General features: G+C 37.2%; 20 protein-coding genes. All 20 read right to left on the bottom strand.

All coding sequences use genetic code 11. The features are described from left to right. Nucleotides 1-11 precede the first annotated feature (11 nt). The 20 genes from mutS to pdxR all read right to left on the bottom strand — a co-directional run bounded on the left by mutS (nucleotide 12) and on the right by pdxR (nucleotide 22,979). Nucleotides 12-2,591 carry a DNA mismatch repair protein MutS gene (mutS, locus tag NST98_RS01145; RefSeq protein WP_340714168.1) on the bottom strand — a complete coding sequence of 860 codons (2,580 nt, stop codon included), beginning with the start codon at nucleotides 2,589-2,591 and terminating at the stop codon, nucleotides 12-14. Between the two features lie 130 nt (nucleotides 2,592-2,721). Then, on the bottom strand, nucleotides 2,722-3,297 hold the full coding sequence (gene cotE / locus NST98_RS01140; protein WP_016836837.1) for an outer spore coat protein CotE: 576 nt from the start codon (nucleotides 3,295-3,297) through the stop codon (nucleotides 2,722-2,724). Between the two features lie 249 nt (nucleotides 3,298-3,546). Continuing rightward, on the bottom strand, nucleotides 3,547-3,984 hold the full coding sequence (locus NST98_RS01135; protein ID WP_016836836.1) for a RicAFT regulatory complex protein RicA family protein: 438 nt from the start codon (nucleotides 3,982-3,984) through the stop codon (nucleotides 3,547-3,549). Next, complete coding sequence (gene miaB / locus NST98_RS01130; protein ID WP_016836835.1) at nucleotides 3,984-5,525, bottom strand: tRNA (N6-isopentenyl adenosine(37)-C2)-methylthiotransferase MiaB; 1,542 nt, start codon at nucleotides 5,523-5,525, stop codon at nucleotides 3,984-3,986. The genes NST98_RS01135 and miaB overlap by 1 nt, the downstream gene beginning before the upstream one ends. Nucleotides 5,526-5,641: 116 nt before the next feature. After that, entirely contained in the window at nucleotides 5,642-5,998 is a 357-nt protein-coding gene (locus tag NST98_RS01125; protein ID WP_340714167.1) for a hypothetical protein, read from the bottom strand. A 285-nt stretch (nucleotides 5,999-6,283) separates the two neighbouring features. Then, nucleotides 6,284-7,150: a 2-oxoacid:ferredoxin oxidoreductase subunit beta gene (locus NST98_RS01120; RefSeq protein WP_340714166.1), complete on the bottom strand. Its 867-nt coding sequence runs from the start codon at nucleotides 7,148-7,150 to the stop codon at nucleotides 6,284-6,286. Then, the gene (locus tag NST98_RS01115) at nucleotides 7,150-8,889 is read right to left on the bottom strand and encodes a 2-oxoacid:acceptor oxidoreductase subunit alpha (RefSeq protein ID WP_340714165.1); all 1,740 of its coding nucleotides are present in this window, start codon (nucleotides 8,887-8,889) and stop codon (nucleotides 7,150-7,152) included. Before NST98_RS01115 ends, NST98_RS01120 begins: the two co-directional genes overlap by 1 nt. A gap of 327 nt (nucleotides 8,890-9,216) precedes the next feature. Continuing rightward, the gene (locus tag NST98_RS01110) at nucleotides 9,217-9,483 is read right to left on the bottom strand and encodes a stage V sporulation protein S (RefSeq protein ID WP_016836831.1); all 267 of its coding nucleotides are present in this window, start codon (nucleotides 9,481-9,483) and stop codon (nucleotides 9,217-9,219) included. A 158-nt stretch (nucleotides 9,484-9,641) separates the two neighbouring features. Further along, nucleotides 9,642-10,439, bottom strand: a complete 798-nt coding sequence (locus NST98_RS01105) for a TIGR00282 family metallophosphoesterase (RefSeq protein WP_340714164.1) — start codon at nucleotides 10,437-10,439, stop codon at nucleotides 9,642-9,644. Nucleotides 10,440-10,646: 207 nt separating this feature from the next. Next, the gene (gene rny, locus NST98_RS01100; RefSeq protein ID WP_016836829.1) at nucleotides 10,647-12,200 is read right to left on the bottom strand and encodes a ribonuclease Y; all 1,554 of its coding nucleotides are present in this window, start codon (nucleotides 12,198-12,200) and stop codon (nucleotides 10,647-10,649) included. Nucleotides 12,201-12,726: 526 nt separating this feature from the next. Beyond that, entirely contained in the window at nucleotides 12,727-13,788 is a 1,062-nt protein-coding gene (gene recA, locus NST98_RS01095) for a recombinase RecA (RefSeq protein WP_340434419.1), read from the bottom strand. Nucleotides 13,789-13,925: 137 nt separating this feature from the next. Further along, the gene (locus NST98_RS01090; protein ID WP_340714163.1) at nucleotides 13,926-15,179 is read right to left on the bottom strand and encodes a competence/damage-inducible protein A; all 1,254 of its coding nucleotides are present in this window, start codon (nucleotides 15,177-15,179) and stop codon (nucleotides 13,926-13,928) included. A gap of 13 nt (nucleotides 15,180-15,192) precedes the next feature. Further along, nucleotides 15,193-15,771: a CDP-diacylglycerol--glycerol-3-phosphate 3-phosphatidyltransferase gene (pgsA, locus tag NST98_RS01085; RefSeq protein ID WP_016836826.1), complete on the bottom strand. Its 579-nt coding sequence runs from the start codon at nucleotides 15,769-15,771 to the stop codon at nucleotides 15,193-15,195. A gap of 51 nt (nucleotides 15,772-15,822) precedes the next feature. Next, on the bottom strand, nucleotides 15,823-16,719 hold the full coding sequence (locus NST98_RS01080; protein ID WP_184656202.1) for a helix-turn-helix domain-containing protein: 897 nt from the start codon (nucleotides 16,717-16,719) through the stop codon (nucleotides 15,823-15,825). 18 nt (nucleotides 16,720-16,737) lie between these two features. Further along, a complete protein-coding gene (locus NST98_RS01075) occupies nucleotides 16,738-17,517 on the bottom strand; it encodes a DUF3388 domain-containing protein (RefSeq protein WP_016836824.1) in 780 nt (259 codons plus the stop codon). 285 nt (nucleotides 17,518-17,802) lie between these two features. Next, entirely contained in the window at nucleotides 17,803-18,060 is a 258-nt protein-coding gene (locus NST98_RS01070) for a DUF3243 domain-containing protein (protein WP_016836823.1), read from the bottom strand. A 44-nt stretch (nucleotides 18,061-18,104) separates the two neighbouring features. Next, nucleotides 18,105-18,833: an elongation factor P 5-aminopentanone reductase gene (gene ymfI / locus NST98_RS01065; RefSeq protein WP_340434410.1), complete on the bottom strand. Its 729-nt coding sequence runs from the start codon at nucleotides 18,831-18,833 to the stop codon at nucleotides 18,105-18,107. Then, on the bottom strand, nucleotides 18,830-20,122 hold the full coding sequence (gene yfmH / locus NST98_RS01060; protein WP_340714162.1) for an EF-P 5-aminopentanol modification-associated protein YfmH: 1,293 nt from the start codon (nucleotides 20,120-20,122) through the stop codon (nucleotides 18,830-18,832). Before yfmH ends, ymfI begins: the two co-directional genes overlap by 4 nt. Beyond that, a complete protein-coding gene (gene yfmF / locus NST98_RS01055) occupies nucleotides 20,122-21,384 on the bottom strand; it encodes an EF-P 5-aminopentanol modification-associated protein YfmF (RefSeq protein WP_340714161.1) in 1,263 nt (420 codons plus the stop codon). Before yfmF ends, yfmH begins: the two co-directional genes overlap by 1 nt. Before the next feature lie 230 nt (nucleotides 21,385-21,614). Then, a complete protein-coding gene (pdxR, locus tag NST98_RS01050) occupies nucleotides 21,615-22,979 on the bottom strand; it encodes a MocR-like pyridoxine biosynthesis transcription factor PdxR (RefSeq protein WP_340714160.1) in 1,365 nt (454 codons plus the stop codon). Nucleotides 22,980-23,019: the final 40 nt, after the last annotated feature.

Genomic DNA, 23,019 nt, shown 5'->3' with positions numbered 1-23,019 from the left:
CGTATCCCTCCTTATTGTTTTAGTGATTGTTGCAATTCGTACAAAAGATTCATTGCTTCCATTGGTGTCATCGATACGATATTTATTTTTTCTAATCGTTTTAAAACTTCTTGCTCATGAGATTTCAGCGATTTCTTTTCTTGTTTAGGCTCTACATCTTCTTCAAACAATGATAGTTGATGAACCTCTTCCTCAATTTGAGGGGCTGAGTTGTCTATTTGTTGTGATTCAAATTGCTCAAGCAAAATTCTTGCCCTTTCAATAATCTTCTCCGGCATATTTGCTAGTTTCGCCACATGAACACCGTAACTTTTATCTGCTGCTCCTTTTTTCACTTTATGCAAGAACACCACATTGCCATTTTTCTCAACCGCACTCACATGAACATTTTGAAGCCGTTCAAGTACCTCTTCTAAAGCAGTTAGTTCATGATAATGGGTGGAAAAAAGCGTATTTGCACCGATGTGGTCGTGGATATATTCCATCATGGCTTGAGCAAGGGCCATCCCATCATAGGTTGATGTACCTCGTCCAATTTCATCAAATAATAACAAACTTTTTTCCGTTGCATTCGTAATGGCATACTGACTTTCCAGCATTTCCACCATGAAAGTGGATTGGCCAGAAACTAAGTCGTCAGCGGCTCCAATTCTAGTAAAAATTTGATCGGTAATCGGCAATTCCGCTTCATCACATGGTACATAACAACCCATTTGCGCCAATATGACAATCAACGCTACTTGACGCATATATGTACTTTTCCCAGACATATTCGGTCCGGTAATCAGCATCATATTTTTTTCTTCTGTTAACACGCAATCATTTGGTACATAGCCTTGTTTATTTAACATTTTTTCAACAACCGGGTGTCTTCCGCCAATGATTTTTAAGCCTTTTCCTTCATGGAAAGTCGGCTTAGTAAATTGATATTTTTCTGATACAACTGCAAAGCTTAAGTACACATCCAATTCGCTAATAATTGAAGCGAGTTGTTGTACACGGGGAATATATGCTTTTAACTGTTCTCTTAATTCAACGAATAGTTCGTACTCAAGAGCTAAGCTTTGTTCTTCCGCATTCAAGATTTGGGTCTCTTTTTCTTTTAATTCTTCCGTAATAAAGCGCTCTGCATTGGCTAGTGTTTGTTTTCGATGATAGCGAGATAAATCTACATTCGATAAGTTCGATTTTGTTACTTCAATGTAGTAACCAAAAATTCGGTTAAAGCCAATTTTTAAATTTTTGATGCCTGTTAGCTCCCTTTCTTTTTGCTCAAGCTGGGCAATCCAATCCTTCCCGTTTCGGGCAATATAGCGCAATTCATCTAGTTTTTGATTGTAGCCTTCTCGGATTACATCTCCCTCTTTAATGGCAACTGGCGGATGATCCGTAATAGCTCTTGAAAGCAATTGCTCAATATCCTCACAAGCGTCCATTTTACTCGCAAGGTTTATTAACGTTTCTTTATTGCTTTCGAGAAGTTTTTCTTTAATGGTTGGGACTTGTCTTAATGATTCACGAAGTTGCGCTAAATCTCGACCACCTACATTGCCAAATGCAACTCGTCCTGAAAGGCGCTCCAAATCATAGACGCTTTTTAGCAGTTCCCTTAATTCATCTCGCAAGAAAAATTCATCCAGTAAATCGGTCACGGTGTTTAGTCTTTCTTCTATTTGTGCTCGGTTCGCGAGAGGTTGGTGGAGCCATTGTTTTAACTTTCTTCCGCCCATTGCCGTTACCGTCTCGTCTAAAAGCCAAAGCAAAGTTCCCTTTTGATCCTTTCCACGAATGGATTGCAGGAGTTCTAAGTTGCGTTTTGAATTGGCATCGATTTGTAAATATTGTTTCGTTTCGGTATATGTAAAAGGTTGAATGTGAGATAAGGAGCGCATTTGTGTACGTTCAATATATTGAAGTAAATATTTAGCCACACCGAAACACTTTTTCGGGAGATGGAGTAAATAGTTGTTAGCTTTTTCATCGTGCATCTCTTCATTTTCAATAGATAAAACAATGCCGAGATTTGCCGCTTGTTCTTGTAAGAGAATTTTTAATTCATCTGTCACTACAAGTTCTCGAATATTATAGGCTTGTAATTGTTGAAAAAGCCCCTTTACGCCGCCTTCAATGATGAAAGACTTCGCTTCCCCAGTGGAAACATCCAAATAGGCAAATGCAAATTCATGATCACTAATTCGCTCAGCACATCCGATGAAAATGTTTGATTTATTGTCAATTGTTTTTCCTTCAATCATCGTACCTGGTGTAATGAGTTGAATGACTTCACGCTTCACTACACCTTTTGCTTGTTTTGGGTCTTCCACTTGTTCGCAAATGGCTACTTTATAACCCTTTGATACTAATGTTTCAATGTAGCTTTGGGCGGAGTGATATGGTACACCGCACATCGGTACTCGTTCATCTCCACCCGCATCACGTCCTGTTAAAGTGATTTCAAGTATTTGAGACGCTTTCAATGCATCTTCAAAAAACAATTCGTAAAAGTCACCTAATCTAAAAAAGAGAAAAGCATCTTCGTAATCTGCTTTAATGGATAAATATTGTTGCATCATTGGTGTATATGTAGTCATGTTATTACCTCACTTAAAATTCTCTAAGCTATTATAACATGACGAAAATTATAGCGATAACCAAGAAAACATGCTTTTTAATATTAGGAGCACCATCTTATTATTCTATTGATGGTGCTCTCAATGGAGATTATTGAAATGAAGAGGAGTCTTCACTGCTGCTTGATTTTTTATAATCGAAATCTGAAGAACTTGAAGAGGAAGAGGAGCTTGATGATTCATCATCATCGTCATCAAAATTCCATTCTTCTTCAAATTCAATTGGATGAACTGATACTACCACTTTTGTTTCACCGATTACTTCCACTAAGAATTCGCGTTCAATCACAATGTTGAAGCTATCGCCTTGTTGGTTGATCACTGCTTCAATGCAGTTTGGTTGTTGTAATACTTTTACATGGACTTCATTTGAATCGATGATTTCTTCATCGCGATAATGTAATTTTATTCTGTCTTTATAAGGAATTGTTTCTGTATAAACAGCAGTTTTTGAATGGTTATGATATGCATACCACACATTCACATCGAATTTACCAGATACTTCTACATATTTCCCCACTTTTTTTGCAGAATAGTGGTGGTTGATTACCCAACAACCTAATATGCTTGTTGGCGTGTTAGGTGGACGCATCACTTCACTGGATTCCGTACGTTTTTTCCCTTTCGCCACAACCGCTTTTGTCACGATTTGACGCAAACGTTTCAAACAATTTCCTCCTTTACATCTAGTCGAACTATTGTATGCGGCGAATGCCTAATTGGTGAAATATGATCTTTGTTTTTAAAGAAATTTGTTAAATCCTGTCGATTAAAGCAATAATGAGTTGAACTAGTGCATTTGCCTAACAAACATATAGTATTAAAGGAGGTTAAGAAGTGTTCCAGTTTGCGTAAAAAATTCAAAAGAAAAAGGCTACTGGAAAATCAAACATTCGATTTTCCTTGTAGCCTTTTATTAAGAGCAACTTCCAGGACTCGTATTTTGCACTTTTGATCCCGTTTCACCAGTAAGTAAATTGCCGCCAGTTGATTCAATAATATCGTTTGTAACAGTTGTCGCAATCGCGTTGGAAACTAATTGCAACAGTATATTAACTTCCATTTGAGATTGTTTAAACTGCTGAACAACTGGTAATTCATCGATTTCTTTTTCTATTTCCTCGATTTTTTTCTCAACAAGTTTCAGCGCTTTTTCTTTCCCTAAATGTTGGAAGTTTACAGCTTGTTTTTGAAGGGATTTTAAACTTGCAATTTTTTCACGCACAAATTGATTTTCATTAATTTGAGCTTCTGCTTTTTTGAAAAATTCTACTTCTTCAGTTTGGGCAATCATATGAGCGATTTCTTTCGCTTTTTCAACAATTTCATCTTTTGTATATAATTTAGTCGCCATTAGATTTCCACCTCTTGTCGTTTTACCACTTCTACGAATTCACCGCGAAGAGAGTAAGAACTTGCTTTCGTGATTTTCACTTTTACTAACTGACCAATTAATTCTTTCGGGCCAACAAAGTTTACTAATTTATTTCTTCTTGTATAACCAGCTAATACATCACTGCGTTTTTTACTTTCGCCTTCAACTAACACTTCAACAATTTGATTTTCATATTTTTTCAATGCAGCTTTTGAGAATTCTTCTACAACGGCATTGAGGCGGTATAAGCGATCTTTTTTCACTTCCATTGGTACGTTGTCTTTCATTTTTGCAGCTGGCGTACCTTCACGTGGAGAATAAATGTAAGTAAATGCTGATTCAAATCCAACTTCACGATATAAATCAAGCGTTTCTTGGAATTGTTCTTCCGTTTCGTTCGGATATCCAACGATGATGTCAGTTGTCAATGCCACATTCGGAATAGCTGCTTTAATTTTTCGAACAAGTTCTAAGAATTGTTCTCTCGTATATTTACGAGCCATAATTTTTAAGATTTCATTTGAACCAGATTGAACTGGCAAGTGAATGTGTTCAACTAAGTTTCCGCCTTTTGCTAACACTTCAATCAAGTGATCGTCAAAATCGCGAGGATGGCTCGTTGTGAAACGAATGCGTGGAATATCAATTTTACGCAGCTCATCCATTAAATCGCCAAGTCGATAGTTGATATCTGTGAAATCTTTACCGTAAGCATTTACGTTTTGTCCAAGAAGCATAATTTCTTTGTATCCTTGAGCTGCAAGTTCTCTTACTTCTTGAATGATTTCTTCCGGTCTGCGGCTGCGCTCTTTTCCTCGAGTATAAGGAACGATACAGTATGTGCAGAATTTATCGCATCCGTACATGATGTTTACCCAAGCTTTAATAGAGCCTTGTCGGGCTTTTGGAAGGTTCTCGATTACGTCCCCTTCTTTTGACCAAACTTCAACGACCATTTCTTTAGACATGTACGCTTCTTTTAAGATATATGGTAAACGGTGTATATTATGCGTACCAAATACCATGTCAACATGTTGGTATTTCGTTAAAATTTTATTGACAACCGATTCTTCTTGGGACATACATCCGCACACCCCAAGCAACATATCAGGATTTTCTCGTTTGTATTTTGCAAGAAGGCCTAGTTCACCAAATACTTTATTCTCTGCATTTTCACGGATGGCACATGTATTTAAAAGTACGACATTTGCATCTTCTACTGAATCAGTAGGTTCATATCCTAGTTGCATGAAAATGCCGGCCATTACTTCTGAATCGTGTTCATTCATTTGACAACCGTATGTGCGAATATAGAATTTACGGCCGTCTCCCATTCCTCGAAACTCTTCAGGAATTTTAAAATCTTTATGATATTTCACTTCTTCTTTTCCGCGTTTTTTCGCTTCTTTTAAAGAAGGAGCAGTGATTACTCGTTCAAAATATTTGCTATAATCTTTTTCTGTTTTTTGAGGTTTTGGCTGTGCTGCCTGACTATTTGCTAAACGTTGTTCTTCGTTCATTGATTATGAATGACTCCTTTCTAATGGATTCATAGAGGAATCCCATTTTTTAATTATAACGAATAGTTCATTAAAAGAACAATATTTATGATACGATTATGCTACTTTTGACATATTTACCGTACTGAGAGAAATCGCTCATATTGCTTGTGATTCTTCTCTTTTATAATGGTCAAAAAGGTTAGGCAATTTTGAACAACGGTAAACCAATTGAATGGATATCGTTGTTCAAATTGATATTTCGACAAGGTCAATACGGATTGAAAAAGCTCTGTTGGTTCAATATTCTTCGCTTGTAAATGCGCTAAAAAAGCAAGGAACCTTTTATGATCTTCAACTGTTAGTTTTTTTTCATCTACAAGCTTATCAATTTGTTCTCGATTTTGAAACGAATTTGCTTTACGAAACAAATTAAATAATTGTTCCTCATGTTTTCTCTTCTTCATGGAGAAGAAATCAATTACATTGCTCAATGGTAAGACCTCGATTTCTATCGATCTAAATATTTTCCTATAACCATTAATGAAATTGCGCCCTTATCTCCCATATTACCCTCTTTGGAGAATAATTTCGAATGAAAAATATAGAAAAAGAAAGAAAGTACTTTTAACTTAAATTATTGCAAGTTTTAAATGAAATAGTAAGATAAGCCAACATACTCAAAAAAATACCAACTTAAGAGAATCTAACTGTCAAAGGACAGAATTCACTTAAGTTGGTTTCACTGCATTAATATTCGATTTGACACAAAGAGCATTTTACATAAATTCTTTTACTAATTCGTTAAATTGATCTTCATCAATTTTTAAATCCATATCCACTAGCGGCTTTTCTGCAAAACCTTCTAATTGTTGTTCATAAGGTACGGATTTAGTATCTTGATAAACGATACCTGTAACAAGTCCATCTTTTTCCATTACTGTTTGCATCGCCAATTCACGATTTTGAGGGTCGTAATGTTCAATATCGCTTAATTTCGTTAGATGTTCTTTAAACCATTCATACGTGTTCACTTTATTGTAAGTCACACATGGGCTAAATACGTTAATAAAGGAAAATCCTTTATGTTGAATACCTGCTTCAATTAAAGCAGTTAGTTCTTTAATATCAGATGAAAATCCTTGAGCAACAAATGTTGCACCTGCTGATAGAGCAAGTTCCAATGGCTTAATCGATGGCTCAATTGAACCGTTTGGTGTTGATTTTGTTACGAATCCGTAAGCAGAACGTGGAGAAGTTTGACCTTTTGTTAAACCGTAAATTTGGTTATCCATTACGATGTAAGTAATATCGATGTTACGGCGAATGGCGTGAACCGTATGAGCCATCCCAATCGCATAACCGTCACCATCTCCGCCAGTAGCAATGACATGTAAATTACGATTGGCAATTTTTAGACCTTGAGCGATTGGCAATGCACGGCCATGTGTACCGTGAAAACCATAGGAATTGATATATCCACTAATGCGTCCTGAACAGCCGATACCGGAAATGATTGCAAGTTCATGTGGTTCGATACCGACATTGGCAGCTGCCCGTTGAATCGCTGCTTGCACAGAAAAATCTCCGCATCCAGGACACCAGTTAGGTTTTACGTTGTTACGAAAATCTTTAAATGTTGCCATTAGTCAAGCAACTCCTTTACACGAGTTTTTAATTCACGAGGCAAGAATGGAGTGCCGTCATATTTCGTGATACTAAATGTTTTGTTATGTCCACCAATATTCATTTTCATAATATTGGCCAATTGACCTGTCGCATTATTTTCCACCACAATAATTTTTTTCGCACGGTCTGCATAAGGTCTTAATTCATTGGCTGGGAATGGATGAATTAACCGGACATGAACGTGGTTCGCTTTAATGCCTTCTTGCTCCAATAATGGGCGAATTTCTTCAATCGCACCTCGAGTTGAGTTAAAACCAACGATTAAAACATCAGCTTCCTCATGAGGCGCATCGACATAAATTGGATCTTTGAAGTTTAAATAATTTAATTTACGTAAACGCTTGTCCATTTGATTTCTACGGTTTCCTGGTGCTTCTGCCGGTTTACCAGTTTCATCGTGCTCGTTTCCTGTTACTTTATGAATGCCGTGTAGTTGGCCTGGAAGAACACGAGTTGAAATTCCGTCTTCCGTTACTTCATATCGTTTGAAATCTTCTTTCGGATCTTTTTCTGGCAATTCATCAAGGTTCAATTTACCACGGCGAATTTCAATTTTTGAATAATCAAATGGATCAGCAGTTTGTTTACCAAGAGCCAATTGTAAATCCGTCATCACAATGACTGGTAGTTGCAATTCTTCAGCAATGTTAAATGCTTGGATTGTATCGTAAAAGGCTTCTTCTAGTGTTGAAGGAGCAATTACTACTTTTGGAATTTCTCCGTGTGTACCGTAAAGCATCGCCATTAAATCAGATTGTTCTTGTTTTGTTGGAAGCCCTGTTGATGGACCGCCCCGCTGTGTGTCGATGATTACAAGCGGCTGTTCAGTCATACCAGATAAACCGATGGATTCCATCATTAAGGATAAACCAGGACCTGCTGATGCAGTAAAGGCACGTACTCCGCCAAAGTTCGCACCGATTGCCATCGTACAAGCGGCAATTTCATCTTCTGTTTGAATAACCGTACCACCAAATTTAGGAAGTTTTTTAATTAAATATTCCATGATTTCAGAGGCCGGTGTGATTGGATATGCAGCCATAAATCGAGAACCAGCAGCAATCGCACCTAGCGCAACCGCATCATTACCAATCATGAACATGCGTCGTTTGCCATCTGCTGGTTCTAATTCCCATTTACCTACTTTATCGCCAATGAGTTCGCAAGTTGCATCATAACCTCGTTGAATGGCTTCCATATTTTTTTTGACTACTTCTTCACCTTTGCGGCCAAAAATTTCATCGACAACTGCTTGGAAGCTTTCGATTGGCAAGTTTAATAAAGCCGCAGTTGAGCCAATTGCTACCATGTTCTTCATTAACGATGTGCCAAGCTCAGTAGCAATTTCTGTAAACGGAACAGAAAAGAGTGGCGCTTTTGAGTCTTCAGGATTGACTGGGTCAAATTTACTATCAGCCAAAATGATGCCGTTTTCTGTTAATTCTTTATAATTGACCTCTATTGTTTCTTGGTCAAATGCCACTAAAATATCTAAATCGTCCGCAATTGCACGAACTGGTGTTGGGCGAACAGTAATTTTATTATTTGTATGACCTCCCTTAATGCGAGAGGAGAAATGACGGTAGCCATATAGATGATAGCCTAAACGGTTCATTGCCATTGAGAAAATTTCACCAGTACTCTCAATACCTTCACCTTGTTGCCCACCGACTTTCCACGAAAGCTGATGTAACATTTTAACATCTCCTTAAAAACTTTTAATTACATACTTTTTTCTTATTTAAATATAACATGAATCGATTTCCTTGAAATACGAAAAACGGTTAAATATTTCAATTTCAGACCTTAGACGGAAAAGTTCGTTCAAAAGTTTGTAAAGGTTACAACACTTATTTTTCCCTGCTATGTATTTTCTAAAAGAACTTTTCTTACATAGGAGAATCTTGTTATTTCGATCATTATTGATCATTTCAAGAGAATTCCACAAAAAAATGGTGGAGAATTTACTCTCCACCCTCCGTAAATTTTGGAAGAAGTACTTCCTTTCGCCACTTTGAATGATTTATCGCTGGCGTTTCTCAACTACAAGTTTTAGTGCAGTACGATCTTCTCCACCAATTTGAATGTCTGCAAATGCTGGAGAACAGATTAAATCTGTCCCGCTTGGTGCTACAAAACCACGGGCAATGGCTACTGCTTTTACCGCTTGGTTCAGAGCACCCGCACCTACAGCTTGCATTTCTGCATATCCTTGCTCTCGAATTACCGCAACGAGCGCACCTGCTACAGAATTAGGATTTGAGCGAGACGATACTTTCAATGAATCCACATTTATTCCTCCCCATATTTGCTTTTTTATTGATTTTGAATGAAGCTTTTTTGCTGGCATTCATTCAAAGGACTTGAACTTATGTCCGTAGCACATTTTATGCAGCAAATTAGAAAAATAGAATCATTTTGGAAGGGAATCATGCAAAATCTTGGGAATTATCCTTGGAAAGGATAATCGTCATTAATGTAAATTCTTTCACAAAAAGTGGCTTTGCCCGTTTCGTTATCAATATCAACGAAAAAGCCGCTGAATACGTCTCTTCCCGATTTTGGCACTTCAAATCGAGAAGGCATATTCGTTTGGAATTTGTAAAGGACGCTTTCTTTTTTCATGCCTAAAATTTCATCGTATGGTCCAGTCATCCCTACATCAGTTATATATGCTGTACCACCTGGAAATATTCTTGCATCTGCTGTTTGAACATGTGTATGTGTTCCAACGACTGCAGAAACCCGTCCATCCAAATGCCAACCAAATGCAATTTTTTCGCTCGTTGCTTCACCATGGAAATCAACAAATACTAAAGGAGAAATTTTTCTTGCTTCTTCAACTAATTCATCCGCCATACGAAACGGATCTTCATGGGGAGGTAAAAATACGCGGCCATGTAAATTGATGACCGTTAAAATATGTCCATTTTTCGAGATTTGGACAACGCCTTTACCAGGTGCCTCTTTAGAAAAGTTTGCAGGTCGAATTAAATATTGAGCCTCGTCAATAAACTCAAAAATTTCTTTATTGTCCCAAGTGTGATTACCCATCGTAATCACATCAATGCCCATTTGCAACAATTGTTGATAAATTTTTTGCGTGATTCCTCGACCCGCTGCTGCATTTTCTCCATTTGCAATAACTACATCGGGTTCATATTTTTTCTTTAATCGTGGTAAATATTTTTCGACCGCCTCTCGACCGATTGATCCGACGATATCACCGATAAATAGTACTTTCAAGCTGAATAACCCACTTTCTATAAATCAAACCTACTCAATTTTATCATCTTACAAGTATGAATGCTATTTTATTTATAATCTTGTGCCATGAAAATAATCTTCACATTTTATTTTTTTAAAATGAAACATTGCCAAGAAATTATTCTTCATAATTATAAGAAAACCCCTTTTGATTAAAAAATCAAAAGAGGCTATTAAAATATTTTATTATTTCGCATATTCAACTGCACGAGTTTCACGAATGACCGTCACTTTGATGTGACCTGGATAATTGAGTTCTTCCTCAATTTGTTTTCGAATATCCCGCGCAAGTCGATGTGCTTGTAAGTCATCAATTTTTTCAGGTTGCACAATGATTCGGATTTCACGGCCTGCTTGGATTGCGTAGGATTTTTCTACCCCTTCATAGGATTCTGAAATTTCCTCCAATTTTTCCAATCGGCGGATGTAGTTTTCGAGTGTTTCACTACGAGCACCAGGACGGGCAGCTGAAAGAGCATCTGCTGCAGCTACAATCACTGCAATAACGCTTGTAGGTTCCACATCGCCATGGTGAGAAGCGATACTGTTGATGACAACAGGGTGTTCTTTATACTTCGTAGCAAGTTCAACACCGATTTCCACGTGGCTTCCTTCTACTTCATGGTCAATTGCTTTACCAATATCATGAAGTAATCCTGCCCGTTTCGCGAGCGCTACGTCTTCACCTAATTCAGCAGCCATAAGTCCTGCCAAATGGGCAACCTCAATGGAATGTTTCAATACATTTTGGCCATAGCTTGTCCGATATTTCATGCGGCCTAAAATTTTAATTAAGTCTGGATGTAAATTATGAACGCCGACTTCAAACGTAGTATGTTCTCCCGTTTCACGAATATGTTCGTCCATTTCTCGGCGTGATTTTTCAACCATTTCTTCAATTCGAGCTGGATGAATTCGTCCATCTTGCACGAGTTTTTCTAATGCAAGACGAGCAGTTTCACGACGGATTGGGTCAAAACCAGATAAAATAACCGCTTCTGGAGTATCATCAATAATTAAATCGATACCAGTAAGCGTTTCAAGGGTACGAATATTTCGTCCTTCACGACCGATAATTCGGCCTTTCATTTCGTCATTCGGCAAGTTTACAACCGACACTGTTGTTTCTGCCACATGGTCAGCAGCATATCGTTGCAGAGCCAACGATAAAATTTCTTTTGCTTTTTTGTCAGACTCTTCTTTAGCACGCGTTTCAGCTTCTTTAATCATCATAGCGATATCTGTTGAAAGTTCTTGTTCAACTTGTTTTAAAATGATATCTCTCGCTTCTTCTTTCGTTAAAGAAGCAATGCGTTCTAATTCTGACTGTTGTTGTTCTACTAGCTCTTCCACTTTACTTTCCATCTGTTCAATATGCTGTTGTCTTTCGGCTAGAGCCTCTTCTTTTCTCTCTAGACTTGCTTCTCTCTTATTTAGAGCATCATCCTTACGATCGAGATTTTCTTCTTTTTGCAATAACCGGTTTTCTTGTCTCTGAAGCTCAGCGCGTCGTTCGCGGATTTCTTTCTCAGCCTCAGTTCGAAGTTTGTGAGTTTCATCTTTCGCTTCCAATAGTGCTTCTTTCTTTAGCGCTTCCGCTTCTCGCTTAGCTTCATCTATGATGAGCAAGCTCTGTTGTTTCGCACCATTCACTTTCGATTCATTCACTTTTTTCATATAGAAATAGATAACAGCGGCACCGACGATGAGTCCAAGCAAAGCGGAGATCATGTATTCCATACGAACACCTCCTCTTGCTATAATCACATGCATTTTCAGTCGGCTCATATATTGACAATTTTTCTCAACATACTGCCTATTTCATTTTATCATTAAAAAAAATTATACAGTCTAATTGTATAGTTCACAATTGGCTCTGTCAAGGATTGCCACCACTAATGACGGCTGATTTTGCTTCTCAATACTTCGTTATTTGATGATAATTTTAAGGAAATTTTTCTGTTTTTTTGATATAAATTGGTGGAAAATATATTAATTATAGGAAATATTAAGTTTCTATTTTCAAAAAATATTTCCTTCACTTATTTTGCCAATTTTCATTTGATTTTATTCATCTATAAATGAAATTTTGTATTTTCAAAGATGCAAATATAACTAAAACTCCACCAAGAATAATTACTGCTCTTTCTAGAGAAAGAAAAAGAGCAAAAGAGAATCAAAAAATTCTCATTCGCTCTTTTAATGAAATCTTTGGGCAAACCTTCTATTTACTTTTTTATACTGCTATTTAGAACATCACCGTTTATTATTCTTCATCAAATAACGGTAATTCTTCTGCGAGCTCTTCGTCATCGTCATGAGCTGCAATCATGTAAGAATTCGATGTCATGCCAAAGGATTCACGAATTTTTTGTGCAATTTCATCGCGAATTTCTGGATTTGCTTTCAAGAATTGTTTCACGTTTTCTCGACCTTGTCCAATTCTCTCATCGTTGTATGAATACCAGGAACCGCTCTTCTGAATAATGTCTAGCTCTGCACCAATATCGACAATTTCGCCTTCTTTCGAAATTCCTTCACCGAACATAATATCCACTTCTGCAGTGCGGAATGGTGGAGCTACTTTATTTTTCACTACTTTAATTTTTGTTTTACTTCCTATCATTTCGCTACCTTGTTTAATTGTTTCCGCACGGCGAACTTCTAAACGGATGGAAGAATAGAATTTTAAAGCACGGCCACCAGGTGTCGTTTCTGGATTACCAAACATGACGCCGATTTTATCACGAACTTGGTTAATGAAAATGCAGATTGTATTTGATTTATTGATGACCCCAGATAATTTTCGTAAAGCTTGAGACATTAGGCGAGCTTGTAACCCCATGTGTGAGTCGCCCATTTCTCCTTCAATCTCCGCTTTTGGCACTAATGCCGCTACAGAGTCGATGACAATAATATCAATTGCACCGCTTCGCACTAATGCCTCAGCAATTTCCAACGCTTGCTCTCCAGTATCAGGTTGGGAAAGAATTAATTCATCGATATTAACGCCTAATTTTTGAGCGTAAATTGGGTCTAATGCGTGTTCTGCATCAATAAATGCCGCTTGTCCACCTTGTGCCTGAACTTCCGCAATTGCATGTAATGCCACTGTAGTTTTACCGGATGACTCTGGACCATAAATTTCAATAATACGTCCTCTCGGATATCCCCCCACACCAAGGGCTGCATCAAGAGCTAGTGAACCACTTGGCACAGTCGAAATTTGCAAATCCGTTTTTTCACCGAGTTTCATAATGGAGCCTTTACCGAATTGCTTTTCAATTTGTTTTAACGCCATATCTAAGGCGGCTTTACGATCACTCAAAATGTTTCCTCCTTAAAAAGCGAATCTGTATTGTTCTGTTTCTACTATACTTCTTTTTTGAGAAATAATCAATAAAAAACCGAACGTATTTTCGCAAAAATAAAATTTGAGCCATTTTTTTGGCTCAAATTTTATTTTTAGACCTTTTGATATCTTTTTTCCTCAAGCAATCGGATTAAATAACTCAACGTATATTTGACGGTACGTAAACGGTTGGTATTTCGAAGTCCAGACAATTGAAGTTTCCTCGTCATTACATCCTCGCCAATCGCGATGCCAATCCAAATTGTTCCTGCCGGCTCTCCGTCATGTGGTTCTGGGCCAGCAGCTCCTGTCAAACCAATGCCAATGTCCGTACCAAACTTTTCACGAACATTTCTTGCCATACTCGCAGCACACTCGCTACTCACGATACCATATTGATTGAGCAATTCTTTTGGAATTCCCAGCTGTTGGATTTTTGCCTCTTCTGTGTAAGTCACCATTCCACCAACGAGCGTGCCGCTAACGCCAGGGATTTCCGCTAGTTCTGATTGAAATAATCCCGCTGTTAAACTTTCAGCAGCTGAAATCGTTAACTTATTTTGAAGCAGCATTTCAACAGCTTTTGATGCGAGCGTATCATCGTCAACACCATAGTTATATTTGCCAACAATCGATAAAATTTCCCTTTTCTTTTCATTTATTAATTCCCAAGCTTCTGCTTTCGAATCCGCTTTCGCTGTAATGCGCAACGTCACTTCACCATCAGAAGCCAGCGGGGCAATCGTTGGATTTGATTGGGCATCTAAAATATGTTGAATCTTTGTTTCCAATTCTGCTTCTCCTATGCCATAAAAGCGAAGAACGTGAGATAGAATAATTCCTCCTTTGCTGATAAGAGAAGCTAACTTTGGTTTGGCTTCAAATTGAAACATCGGCTCTAATTCTTTTGGCGGACCTGGCAATAATATGTATGTCCGTCCTCCCTTTTGAAGCAGCATGCCTGGAGCTAGACCGTGATGATTGACTAATACCTCACTACCCTGTAGAACTAGAGCTTGTTTTCGATTATTTTCTGTAAGCGGTCTACCTTGGTTAGTGAAAAATTTTTCAATTGCTTCTAGTGCTTTTTCATCGAAAACGAGAGGCACATTTAAATGCTCTGCAATCGTTTCTTTTGTTAAATCGTCCTTCGTTGGTCCTAATCCGCCGGAAAAAATGATTAAATCTGCACGGGATTCAGCAATTTCAATCGCTTTTTTGAGCCTACCTCCGTTGTCGCCAATCACCGAATGATAATATACGTTAATACCAAGTTCTGATAATTGGCTGGAAATAAATTTTGCATTCGTATTGGCAATTTGACCTAATAGCAACTCAGAGCCAACTGCAATAATTTCGGCATTCATCTTTTCCCCTCACTTATTTGGAATTAACAAAAACTTGTCGGTTTAAATAAAAATAATCCCAACCAGACCAAATTGTAAAGAATAATGCAACGTAAAGCATCAACTTATCAAATGGTATGCCGAACATAATAAAAATAGTATTGTGCAATAACAGTGCAGTAATGGCAACAATTTGCGTCCATGTTTTTATTTTTCCTAAGTTGCTGGCAGCAACAATTTTTCCTTCACCGGCCAAAATGGAGCGCAAACCAGTAACAGCAAATTCACGGCTTAATATGATGATAATGACCCACGCAGGAGCAAGCCCTAATTCCACTAACAGTAAAAATGCAGAAGTGACTAATAATTTATCAGCAAGGGGATCTAAAAATTTTCCTAAGTTTGTTACAAGATTATATTTGCGGGCAAAATACCCATCGATCCAGTCAGTACACGATGCAACAATAAATATCAATGCACCTACAAAATGATGGACAGGCATTTCAGCGCCGAACAATTCCATCGTTCCCCAATTAAAATCATACATCATCACAATGACAAAAATAGGAATTAGTAAAATGCGGGAAACAGTAATTTTATTCGGTAAATTCATTATCTACTACAACCTTTCATGCGAAAGAAAATAGTCATCTATAATAGATGACTACTGTTCCTCGCTAAATTTAATAATAATATTTTGAGCGCTCAAGTTTTGAACGTATTGAATTTCTTCATCGTTCACAAACACTTTTGCATTTTCAGAGAAACCAAGTCTTATGCGGGCATATCCGTTCGCAGATGAATCGTGTTCTACTACTTCTCCTTGTTTATAGACACGATCATCCACTTGTTCATTACCATTTGCATCGCGAATGCTTACCCAAGTATCACCAGAAACTTCAACCCGGATTTGCATTTTGTCTGTTCCTGATAATTCGTAAACAGTCGAAACCCCATCCGGTTGCACTTGTCCCTCTGAAATGACTTGCGTTTGTTGTTCATCATCTTCTTGCTCATCTACAATTGGTTGATTATTAGGCTCTTCCTCATTTCCAGCCTTATTTTCGTCCTTTGCTGGAGGATTATCAACATTTGTTTGCTCATATTCAATTGGCTCAGTATTATTTTCTGTTACTTGTTCTTCTGGAGCTGATGGCCTTTGAGAGAAAAAGAACCAAAGGACAGCAATGATGATGATAATAAATAAGGCAACAACATATTTAGGCAAAGATTCCATTAATTTATTTGTGGATGTTGTTTTTAATTTTTTACGAGTTGGACTTTGGGAGAATGATTGTGCTACTTCCTCCGTTTGATGACTAGGAATTTCGTTTTTAAATTCCTCAAAAATTTCATCTGGATCGAGTCCAACTGCTTCAGCATATTGCTTGATAAATGCTCGTACGTAAAAGGTACCCGGCATAATAGAATAATTTCCTTCTTCAATGCCGACTAAATACCTTTTTTGTATTTTCGTAATCTCTTGTAAATCATCTAAACTATATCCTTTAGACAATCTCGCTTCTTTTAGGCGAGTACCGAGCTCTGTCAACCATAACACCTACTTTATTTAATATTATTAAAATGAGAAAAAGTCCCCATTGGCAAAAGTGTCATTCTTCTCAATGGCATCATAAACGATTTCTTCATCTGGATGATGGCGTAATTCGATAATATAATCAAAATCTTCAATGTTATATTCGGAGTGTTTTACAAAGATATCTGGATGTTCTATTACTTTTACACTAGGCATTTTCATTACTTCACGCACAAGTTGCAAATGCCTTTCATCTGTCGTCATTCTAGAAACGACTCCATCGAGAATAAAAATATTATTTGTATTAAATTCATCTCCCATTAATTGTTTTCGAATCGTTTGTTTAATCATAGTAGAGGATAAAAATATCCATTTTTTATTAGCACAGACACTCGCTGCAACAATTGATTCTGTCTTGCCTACTCGAGGCATTCCACGAATTCCGATTAACTTATGTCCCTCGGTTTTAAATAATTCAGCCATGAAGTCAACTAAAATTCCTAGTTCATCTCGAACAAAACGAAAAGTATTTTTTTCATCTGCGTCTCTTTCAATATATTGACCATGGCGAACAGCTAAACGATCTCGAACTTTTGGCTCACGCAATTTTGTGACGCGGATATCATCAATTGTGTTGACAATCGATTGAAAACGTCTAATGGATTCCTCATTTTCGGATTTTAACAACAAACCTCGACGGCCTTCGTCTACACCATTAATAGTTACAATGTTCACTTTAAGCATACCAAGTAGAGAGGCAATATCACCTAACAATCCTGGACGATTTACTTGAATTTCATATTCAAAATACCATTCACCCATTTACAACCGTCCCCTTATTTCTAACGAAAATAATGACCTACAAGTTTCATCATATCTGATTTTATATGTATTGAAAAGTTAGAATGCGACAAAATTATGCTAAATTGGACAAAATTATTCATCTTTTTACGACTCATTAATTTTTGATGAATTGGAATGAAGAAAAAGGAGGAAATTTCCCCCTTTTTCCTTTTAAATACACATACGGAAAGGAAACAAAATACTATTCAAGATGATGATATGAATAGTTTAGTTAAAAAGTAACAACCAAAAAAGTTTCCATCATTAGTTAATGTTTCTGTTTTGGACTAATTTCATAACACAGCTTGCTAGTGCATGTTTTTCTTTTTCACTAGCTACTGACCATAGATCGGCGAGTACTCTCTCTTGTTCATTTTTTGGGTCAACATTTTTCGCTAAATATTCGCCGATTTGGACCGCTGTTTTTTCAATTGTGTTATCAGACAAGCCCATATTTTTTGCATTTTCTACTTGTTGTCCAAGAAATGATTTCCATCGTTCCCAGTTTTGTAATATTTCCATATTATCTCCTCCTTTTCATCATTAGTATGGACAAGCAACGTTCATTATATGTACCAACCACCATTTAAACGTATAATTTGGCCTGTGACATAATCTGCCTGTCCACTAATGTAAAAGGAGACCATATTCGCAACTTCCTCAGGTTCCCCCATGCGATGAAGTGGAATCTCATTATAAATTTCCTGTTTTTCTTCTTCCGACAAATGATAATTCATTTCCGTATTGATGATACCAGGTGCAATCGCATTTACTAAAATCCCTTGATAGGCTGCTTCTTTTGCATATGCTTTCACGAAAGCATGTTGGGCACCTTTTACTGTGGCATACACAGTTTCATAAGCAGCTCCAGCTTCTCCCCAAATAGAACCGATAAACATAATATAACTAATATCATGTTGACGCAATTTTTTTGATAAAAGTGCAACAAGTCGAATGGGGTTTTGTACATGCTCTTTCCATAGTTGATCGATAACGCTTGAAGGGGTATCTTCAAGTAGACCATAATATGCGGTACCACCTGCAAAAATGACCGCTTGAATAGAATAAATTTGATTGACCAATTGTTCTGCCCCACCATCAACGGAGAAATCCGCTTGTACCGGGATGAATTCCAAGTGAGGATAAGCAGTATTCAAATCATCTACTAAATGCTCCACTTTTTCACGATTTTTAAAATAATGCAAATAAAGCGACCAGCCATCTTTAGCTAGACGCTTTACAATCGCACTACCGATTGCACCGGAAGCTCCAATCACAAGTGCAAATTTTTTCATTGCGGGCTCCTTGTCGGTAAAATTTTGAATGTCGTTTGTTGAGATTCGCCTTGAATGGATTGAAAAGCTTCTTTCACATCTTCCAATGTGATTTTTTCAATTACAGGAACTGCATCAAACAAGTTCATATCATTAAATTTATATCTTGTAAATTGGTTTGCAATATATTCTAAAGAATTTAACGCTCTTAAGAAGAAGCCGATTTTTTTTCGTTTTATACGTTCAATCGCCTCTTCATTGAAAATTTTGTTTGCATGATTAACGGTATGCAATATTTTTTCGACGAGTGCATCAGGATCCGGTGAATCTGAGCCAACTAAAGCGAATCCAAATCCCTTCTCTAAAGTAAAATCGTAAGCAAAGGACTCATCAATTAATCCGTTTTCGTAAACATCTGTATAAAATTCGGATGCTCGACCAAATAAACATTCTAAACCAATTTGTACAGCGAGTTCATGTTTGAGCATTTCTTCCCCACTCAAATTTGTCTCCTTCGCTTTCAGTCCGACATACACTTTCGGCTGTTGAACATCCATTTTGATTTCTCGCAATTTTACTGCAACATCAAGTGGTTCTTCTTCAAAATAGCGATCAATTTCAGGTGCTTCTTTAAAGGACTTTTTATTTTGGTTTTCTTCAATAAAATTCATCATTTCTTTTGGATCCACATTTCCAACAATAAATAACAACATGTTGGAAGGATGATAAAACGTATTATAGCAAGTATATAAATGTTCAGCTGTAATTTGATCAATGGATTCAATCGTTCCAGCGATATCGATTTTTACCGGATGGTTGTGATACATATTTTCTATTGTTCCAAAATAAAGGCGCCAATCCGGCTGGTCTTCATACATCGTAATCTCTTGACCGATGATTCCCTTTTCTTTTTCTACTGTCTTTTCGGTAAAATACGGTTCCTGCACAAAATCCAGGAGCGTTTCCGTATTTTCAAAAATATGATCGGTTGCAGAGAATAAATAAGCAGTTCTTGTAAAGGATGTAAAAGCGTTGGCGGAGGCTCCTCTTTCACTGAACTTTTGGAATACATCCCCTTCTTCTTTTTCAAACATTTTATGTTCAAGGAAATGGGCGATGCCATCTGGAACTGTGATACGCTCCGATTCTCCGATTGGCGTAAAGGTACGATCAATGGATCCATATTTTGTAGTAAAAGTTACGAAAGTTTTAGAGAATCCCTTTTTTGGCAATATATATACATCAAGTCCATTGGATAATTTTTTATAATATAACGTTTCATCTAATTGGTGAAATTCAATCGTTTCCATTATTTCGCCTCCTTTCCGCATAAGAAATATGTTGCTTCATGTTGAATTTGAGATGCCATTTGTTTTAAATCTTCTTTTGTCACTTTATTCCAACGTTCCTTCCACAATTCTACAGAAAATTCTTCATCTAAATCTTTATATTGATCAAATATGTCAATTTGACCACGAGCTAAATCCAACGCTTCTCTCAATTGATTTGTCAACATTGCCCGCGTCTGATTCAATTCTAAATCGGAAATATTTCCTTTTTTCATGTCTTCTAACTGTTCAAAAATAATATCAATTGCCTTTTTCTCGTTTTTTGGTTCAATTCCTGAAACAACGAATAGTAGACCATAATGAGGCGAATAGGAACTGGAAGCGTAATATGCTAAACTTTCACGCTCACGGACATTCATAAATAGTTTCGAGTGGGCATATCCGCCAAATACACCGTTGAAAATTTGCATTTTAGGAAAATCTGGATCGCCAAATTTCACCGGTGTGCTAAAGCCAATATGCAGCTTACCTTGCTTCATATCTTGAAACTCTTTTACATAATCTTTCTCAGGCTTTGATTCCTCATTGTAATTTAGTTGTTGAGGAGTTCGATCTTTAAACTGGAAAGCTTTTTTCATTTTTTCTTGAATTTCTTCCGTGTCAATATCTCCTGCTACGTAGATGTCAATTTTGTCGTTATGAATCATGGAATAATAAGCCTCTGTCAGCGACTCCGGAGTTACTTCCTTTACCGCTTCAATTGAGCCGCTTGCTGGAATAGATGCAGGATGATTCGGACGTAAAATTTGTGTTAACCGTTGTTGAGCATAGCGAGTTTTATCGTCAAAAATTGATTCAATTCGTTGGATAACAATTTGTTTCTCCCGTTCGACGATCGATGGAACAAATTGTCCGTTTTCCATATTTGGATGGAAAATAACTGTTTGTAATAAGCCAATCACATCATTTAAAACAGGATGATTCGATAAATATTGATCATTTACCGTTTCTACGTTCAACACTACAGTATGTTCCGCACCGCGTTTCGATACGTCGAAATAAAGCATCGTACCATATAAATCATCTAAATAACTGCGAAACTCTGCTGATTTTTTAAACCGCTCATTGCTATGTTGTAATACGTTTGAAAGAACAGCTCGCTCAGCTGCCACTTTTGTCGTTAAAGGTGTCCTAAACTTAAAAGAGAAATTCACCGTCTTAAATTGTGTCGTTTTTCTTATATGTAGCGAAACGCCCTCCGCTAATTTCGTCGTTTGAAACAAAAAAATTCCTCCTGACTTCCCATATATTGTGTATATGCCTCATAAAAATAATTTTCTCAAGAGGCTCGTTTATTATTCAGAAATATACCCAATTAACTACTATTACTACTATACATGCAAAGGAACAGTTTATGTACAACATTTTCATTTTAATAGAAAATTTTCCTTTTAGCATTACATATGGCTTAATGAAGAATTTTTTGAAGATTGTAGTATAGTAGATTCTTCCATTACCGCGATTGTAACCAACCATCAGCTAATGTTTGTATGACAGGATGAATCTTTTCTAAAGGGATGGCACCAAATCCTATCATGACTAGGTTTTGAGGTGTAGTTGTTTGATAATATTTTGAGACCGGATCGATAGCAATCCCCATTTCCAATGCAAGTTCAACCGCCCGCTTTTCCTCAAGCCACTCCGGCAATTGAATAATAACATGCAGCCCCGCGGTATCACCAAAAATATTAAACTCAGCCGGCAAATAAGTTTGCAATACTTCCAATAATGTTTTTCTTTTTTTGCGGTACAATGTACGCATTTTTTCAATATGCTTTGCATAATAGCCAGAATGCATAAACTCAGCTACCACCAGCTGGTCGATTCTTGAAACAGTCGGCTTTTGATGTTGATAAAAATGCCGGAATTCAGCTGCCAGCGATTTTGGCAGCACCATATAACTCATGCGAATAGATGGAATAAGCGTTTTAGAAAAGGTGCCAAAGTAAATGACCCGCTCTAGTTGGTCCAAGTGGGAAAGCGGAGGTATTGGCAAGCCTTTATAACGGAATTCTGCATCGTAATCATCTTCAATTAAATAGGCGTCTACTTCTTTTGCCCATTGAAGAAGCTGCACTTTTCTCTCCATTGACATGACGGCTCCTAATGGGAACTGGTGGGCTGGCGTTACATAGTATAGTTTCACTTTTTTGCTAGGAATACTTGCACCTGAATCGTCAATTTTTACATATTCAATCTCATAATTCAGTTGCTTGAAAACAGCATCAGCTCGAAAAAATCCGGGTTCTTCCATCGCCACTGGTATTTTGCCAAAAAAGATGCACAACGCCTGTAATTGCTGTTGGGTTCCGCTATAAATAAAAATTTGCTCAGGGTCACAAGCAATTCCCCTTGCCATATGCAAATACTCGGTAATTTCGTTGCGCAATGGTAGTTCGCCTTGCCAAGAGCTATTGTGGACTGGATGCGCCTCTAATTGGCGTTTATATAGTTTTTGCCAAATTTTATATGGAAATGCTTCTGGATCCACTTGTCCATTTTTCAAATTATACACTTGCCTCTCTTCAGCAATTTGAATGGCAGGTTTCTTGGCAACCGGAGCCTGCAGCCAATCCTCATTATATTCGGCTATAAAGTAACCAGAACGCTCTATGCTATACAAATAGCCTTCGCTTAATAATTGTTCATAAGCATTTTGCACTGTTTGAATGCTGACGTTTAATTGTTCCGCCAATTTTCTTTTCGATGGCAATTTTTCATTGGGCCTCAGTTGTTTAGTGATAATCTTTTCTTTTAATTGTTCATAAATGGAAATATACTTTGGCATTCCTTCCAAAAATTCAAATTGCAACTCCATGGCAAGCCTCCTGGTATGACGGAAAAATCAAATTTTGGTT

This window comes from Ureibacillus sp. FSL W8-0352 (assembly GCF_038004345.1).
Lineage (GTDB): Bacteria > Bacillota > Bacilli > Bacillales_A > Planococcaceae > Ureibacillus > Ureibacillus thermosphaericus.
This window is presented reverse-complemented; position numbering and strand designations above follow the sequence as displayed.

Bases quoted from the DNA above. Each gene is read 5' to 3' on its own strand.
- mutS (WP_340714168.1), bottom strand. From the start codon at position 2,591: ATGACTACATATACACCAATGATGCAACAATATTTATCCATTAAAGCA.
- NST98_RS01135 (WP_016836836.1), bottom strand. From the start codon at position 3,984: ATGGCGACTAAATTATATACAAAAGATGAAATTGTTGAAAAAGCGAAA.
- miaB (WP_016836835.1), bottom strand. From the start codon at position 5,525: ATGAACGAAGAACAACGTTTAGCAAATAGTCAGGCAGCACAGCCAAAA.
- NST98_RS01120 (WP_340714166.1), bottom strand. From the start codon at position 7,150: ATGGCAACATTTAAAGATTTTCGTAACAACGTAAAACCTAACTGGTGT.
- NST98_RS01115 (WP_340714165.1), bottom strand. From the start codon at position 8,889: ATGTTACATCAGCTTTCGTGGAAAGTCGGTGGGCAACAAGGTGAAGGT.
- rny (WP_016836829.1), bottom strand. From the start codon at position 12,200: ATGGAATACATGATCTCCGCTTTGCTTGGACTCATCGTCGGTGCCGCT.
- NST98_RS01090 (WP_340714163.1), bottom strand. From the start codon at position 15,179: ATGAATGCCGAAATTATTGCAGTTGGCTCTGAGTTGCTATTAGGTCAA.
- pgsA (WP_016836826.1), bottom strand. From the start codon at position 15,771: ATGAATTTACCGAATAAAATTACTGTTTCCCGCATTTTACTAATTCCT.
- NST98_RS01075 (WP_016836824.1), bottom strand. From the start codon at position 17,517: ATGGGTGAATGGTATTTTGAATATGAAATTCAAGTAAATCGTCCAGGA.
- NST98_RS01070 (WP_016836823.1), bottom strand. From the start codon at position 18,060: ATGGAAATATTACAAAACTGGGAACGATGGAAATCATTTCTTGGACAA.
- ymfI (WP_340434410.1), bottom strand. From the start codon at position 18,833: ATGAAAAAATTTGCACTTGTGATTGGAGCTTCCGGTGCAATCGGTAGT.
- yfmH (WP_340714162.1), bottom strand. From the start codon at position 20,122: ATGGAAACGATTGAATTTCACCAATTAGATGAAACGTTATATTATAAA.
- pdxR (WP_340714160.1), bottom strand. From the start codon at position 22,979: ATGGAGTTGCAATTTGAATTTTTGGAAGGAATGCCAAAGTATATTTCC.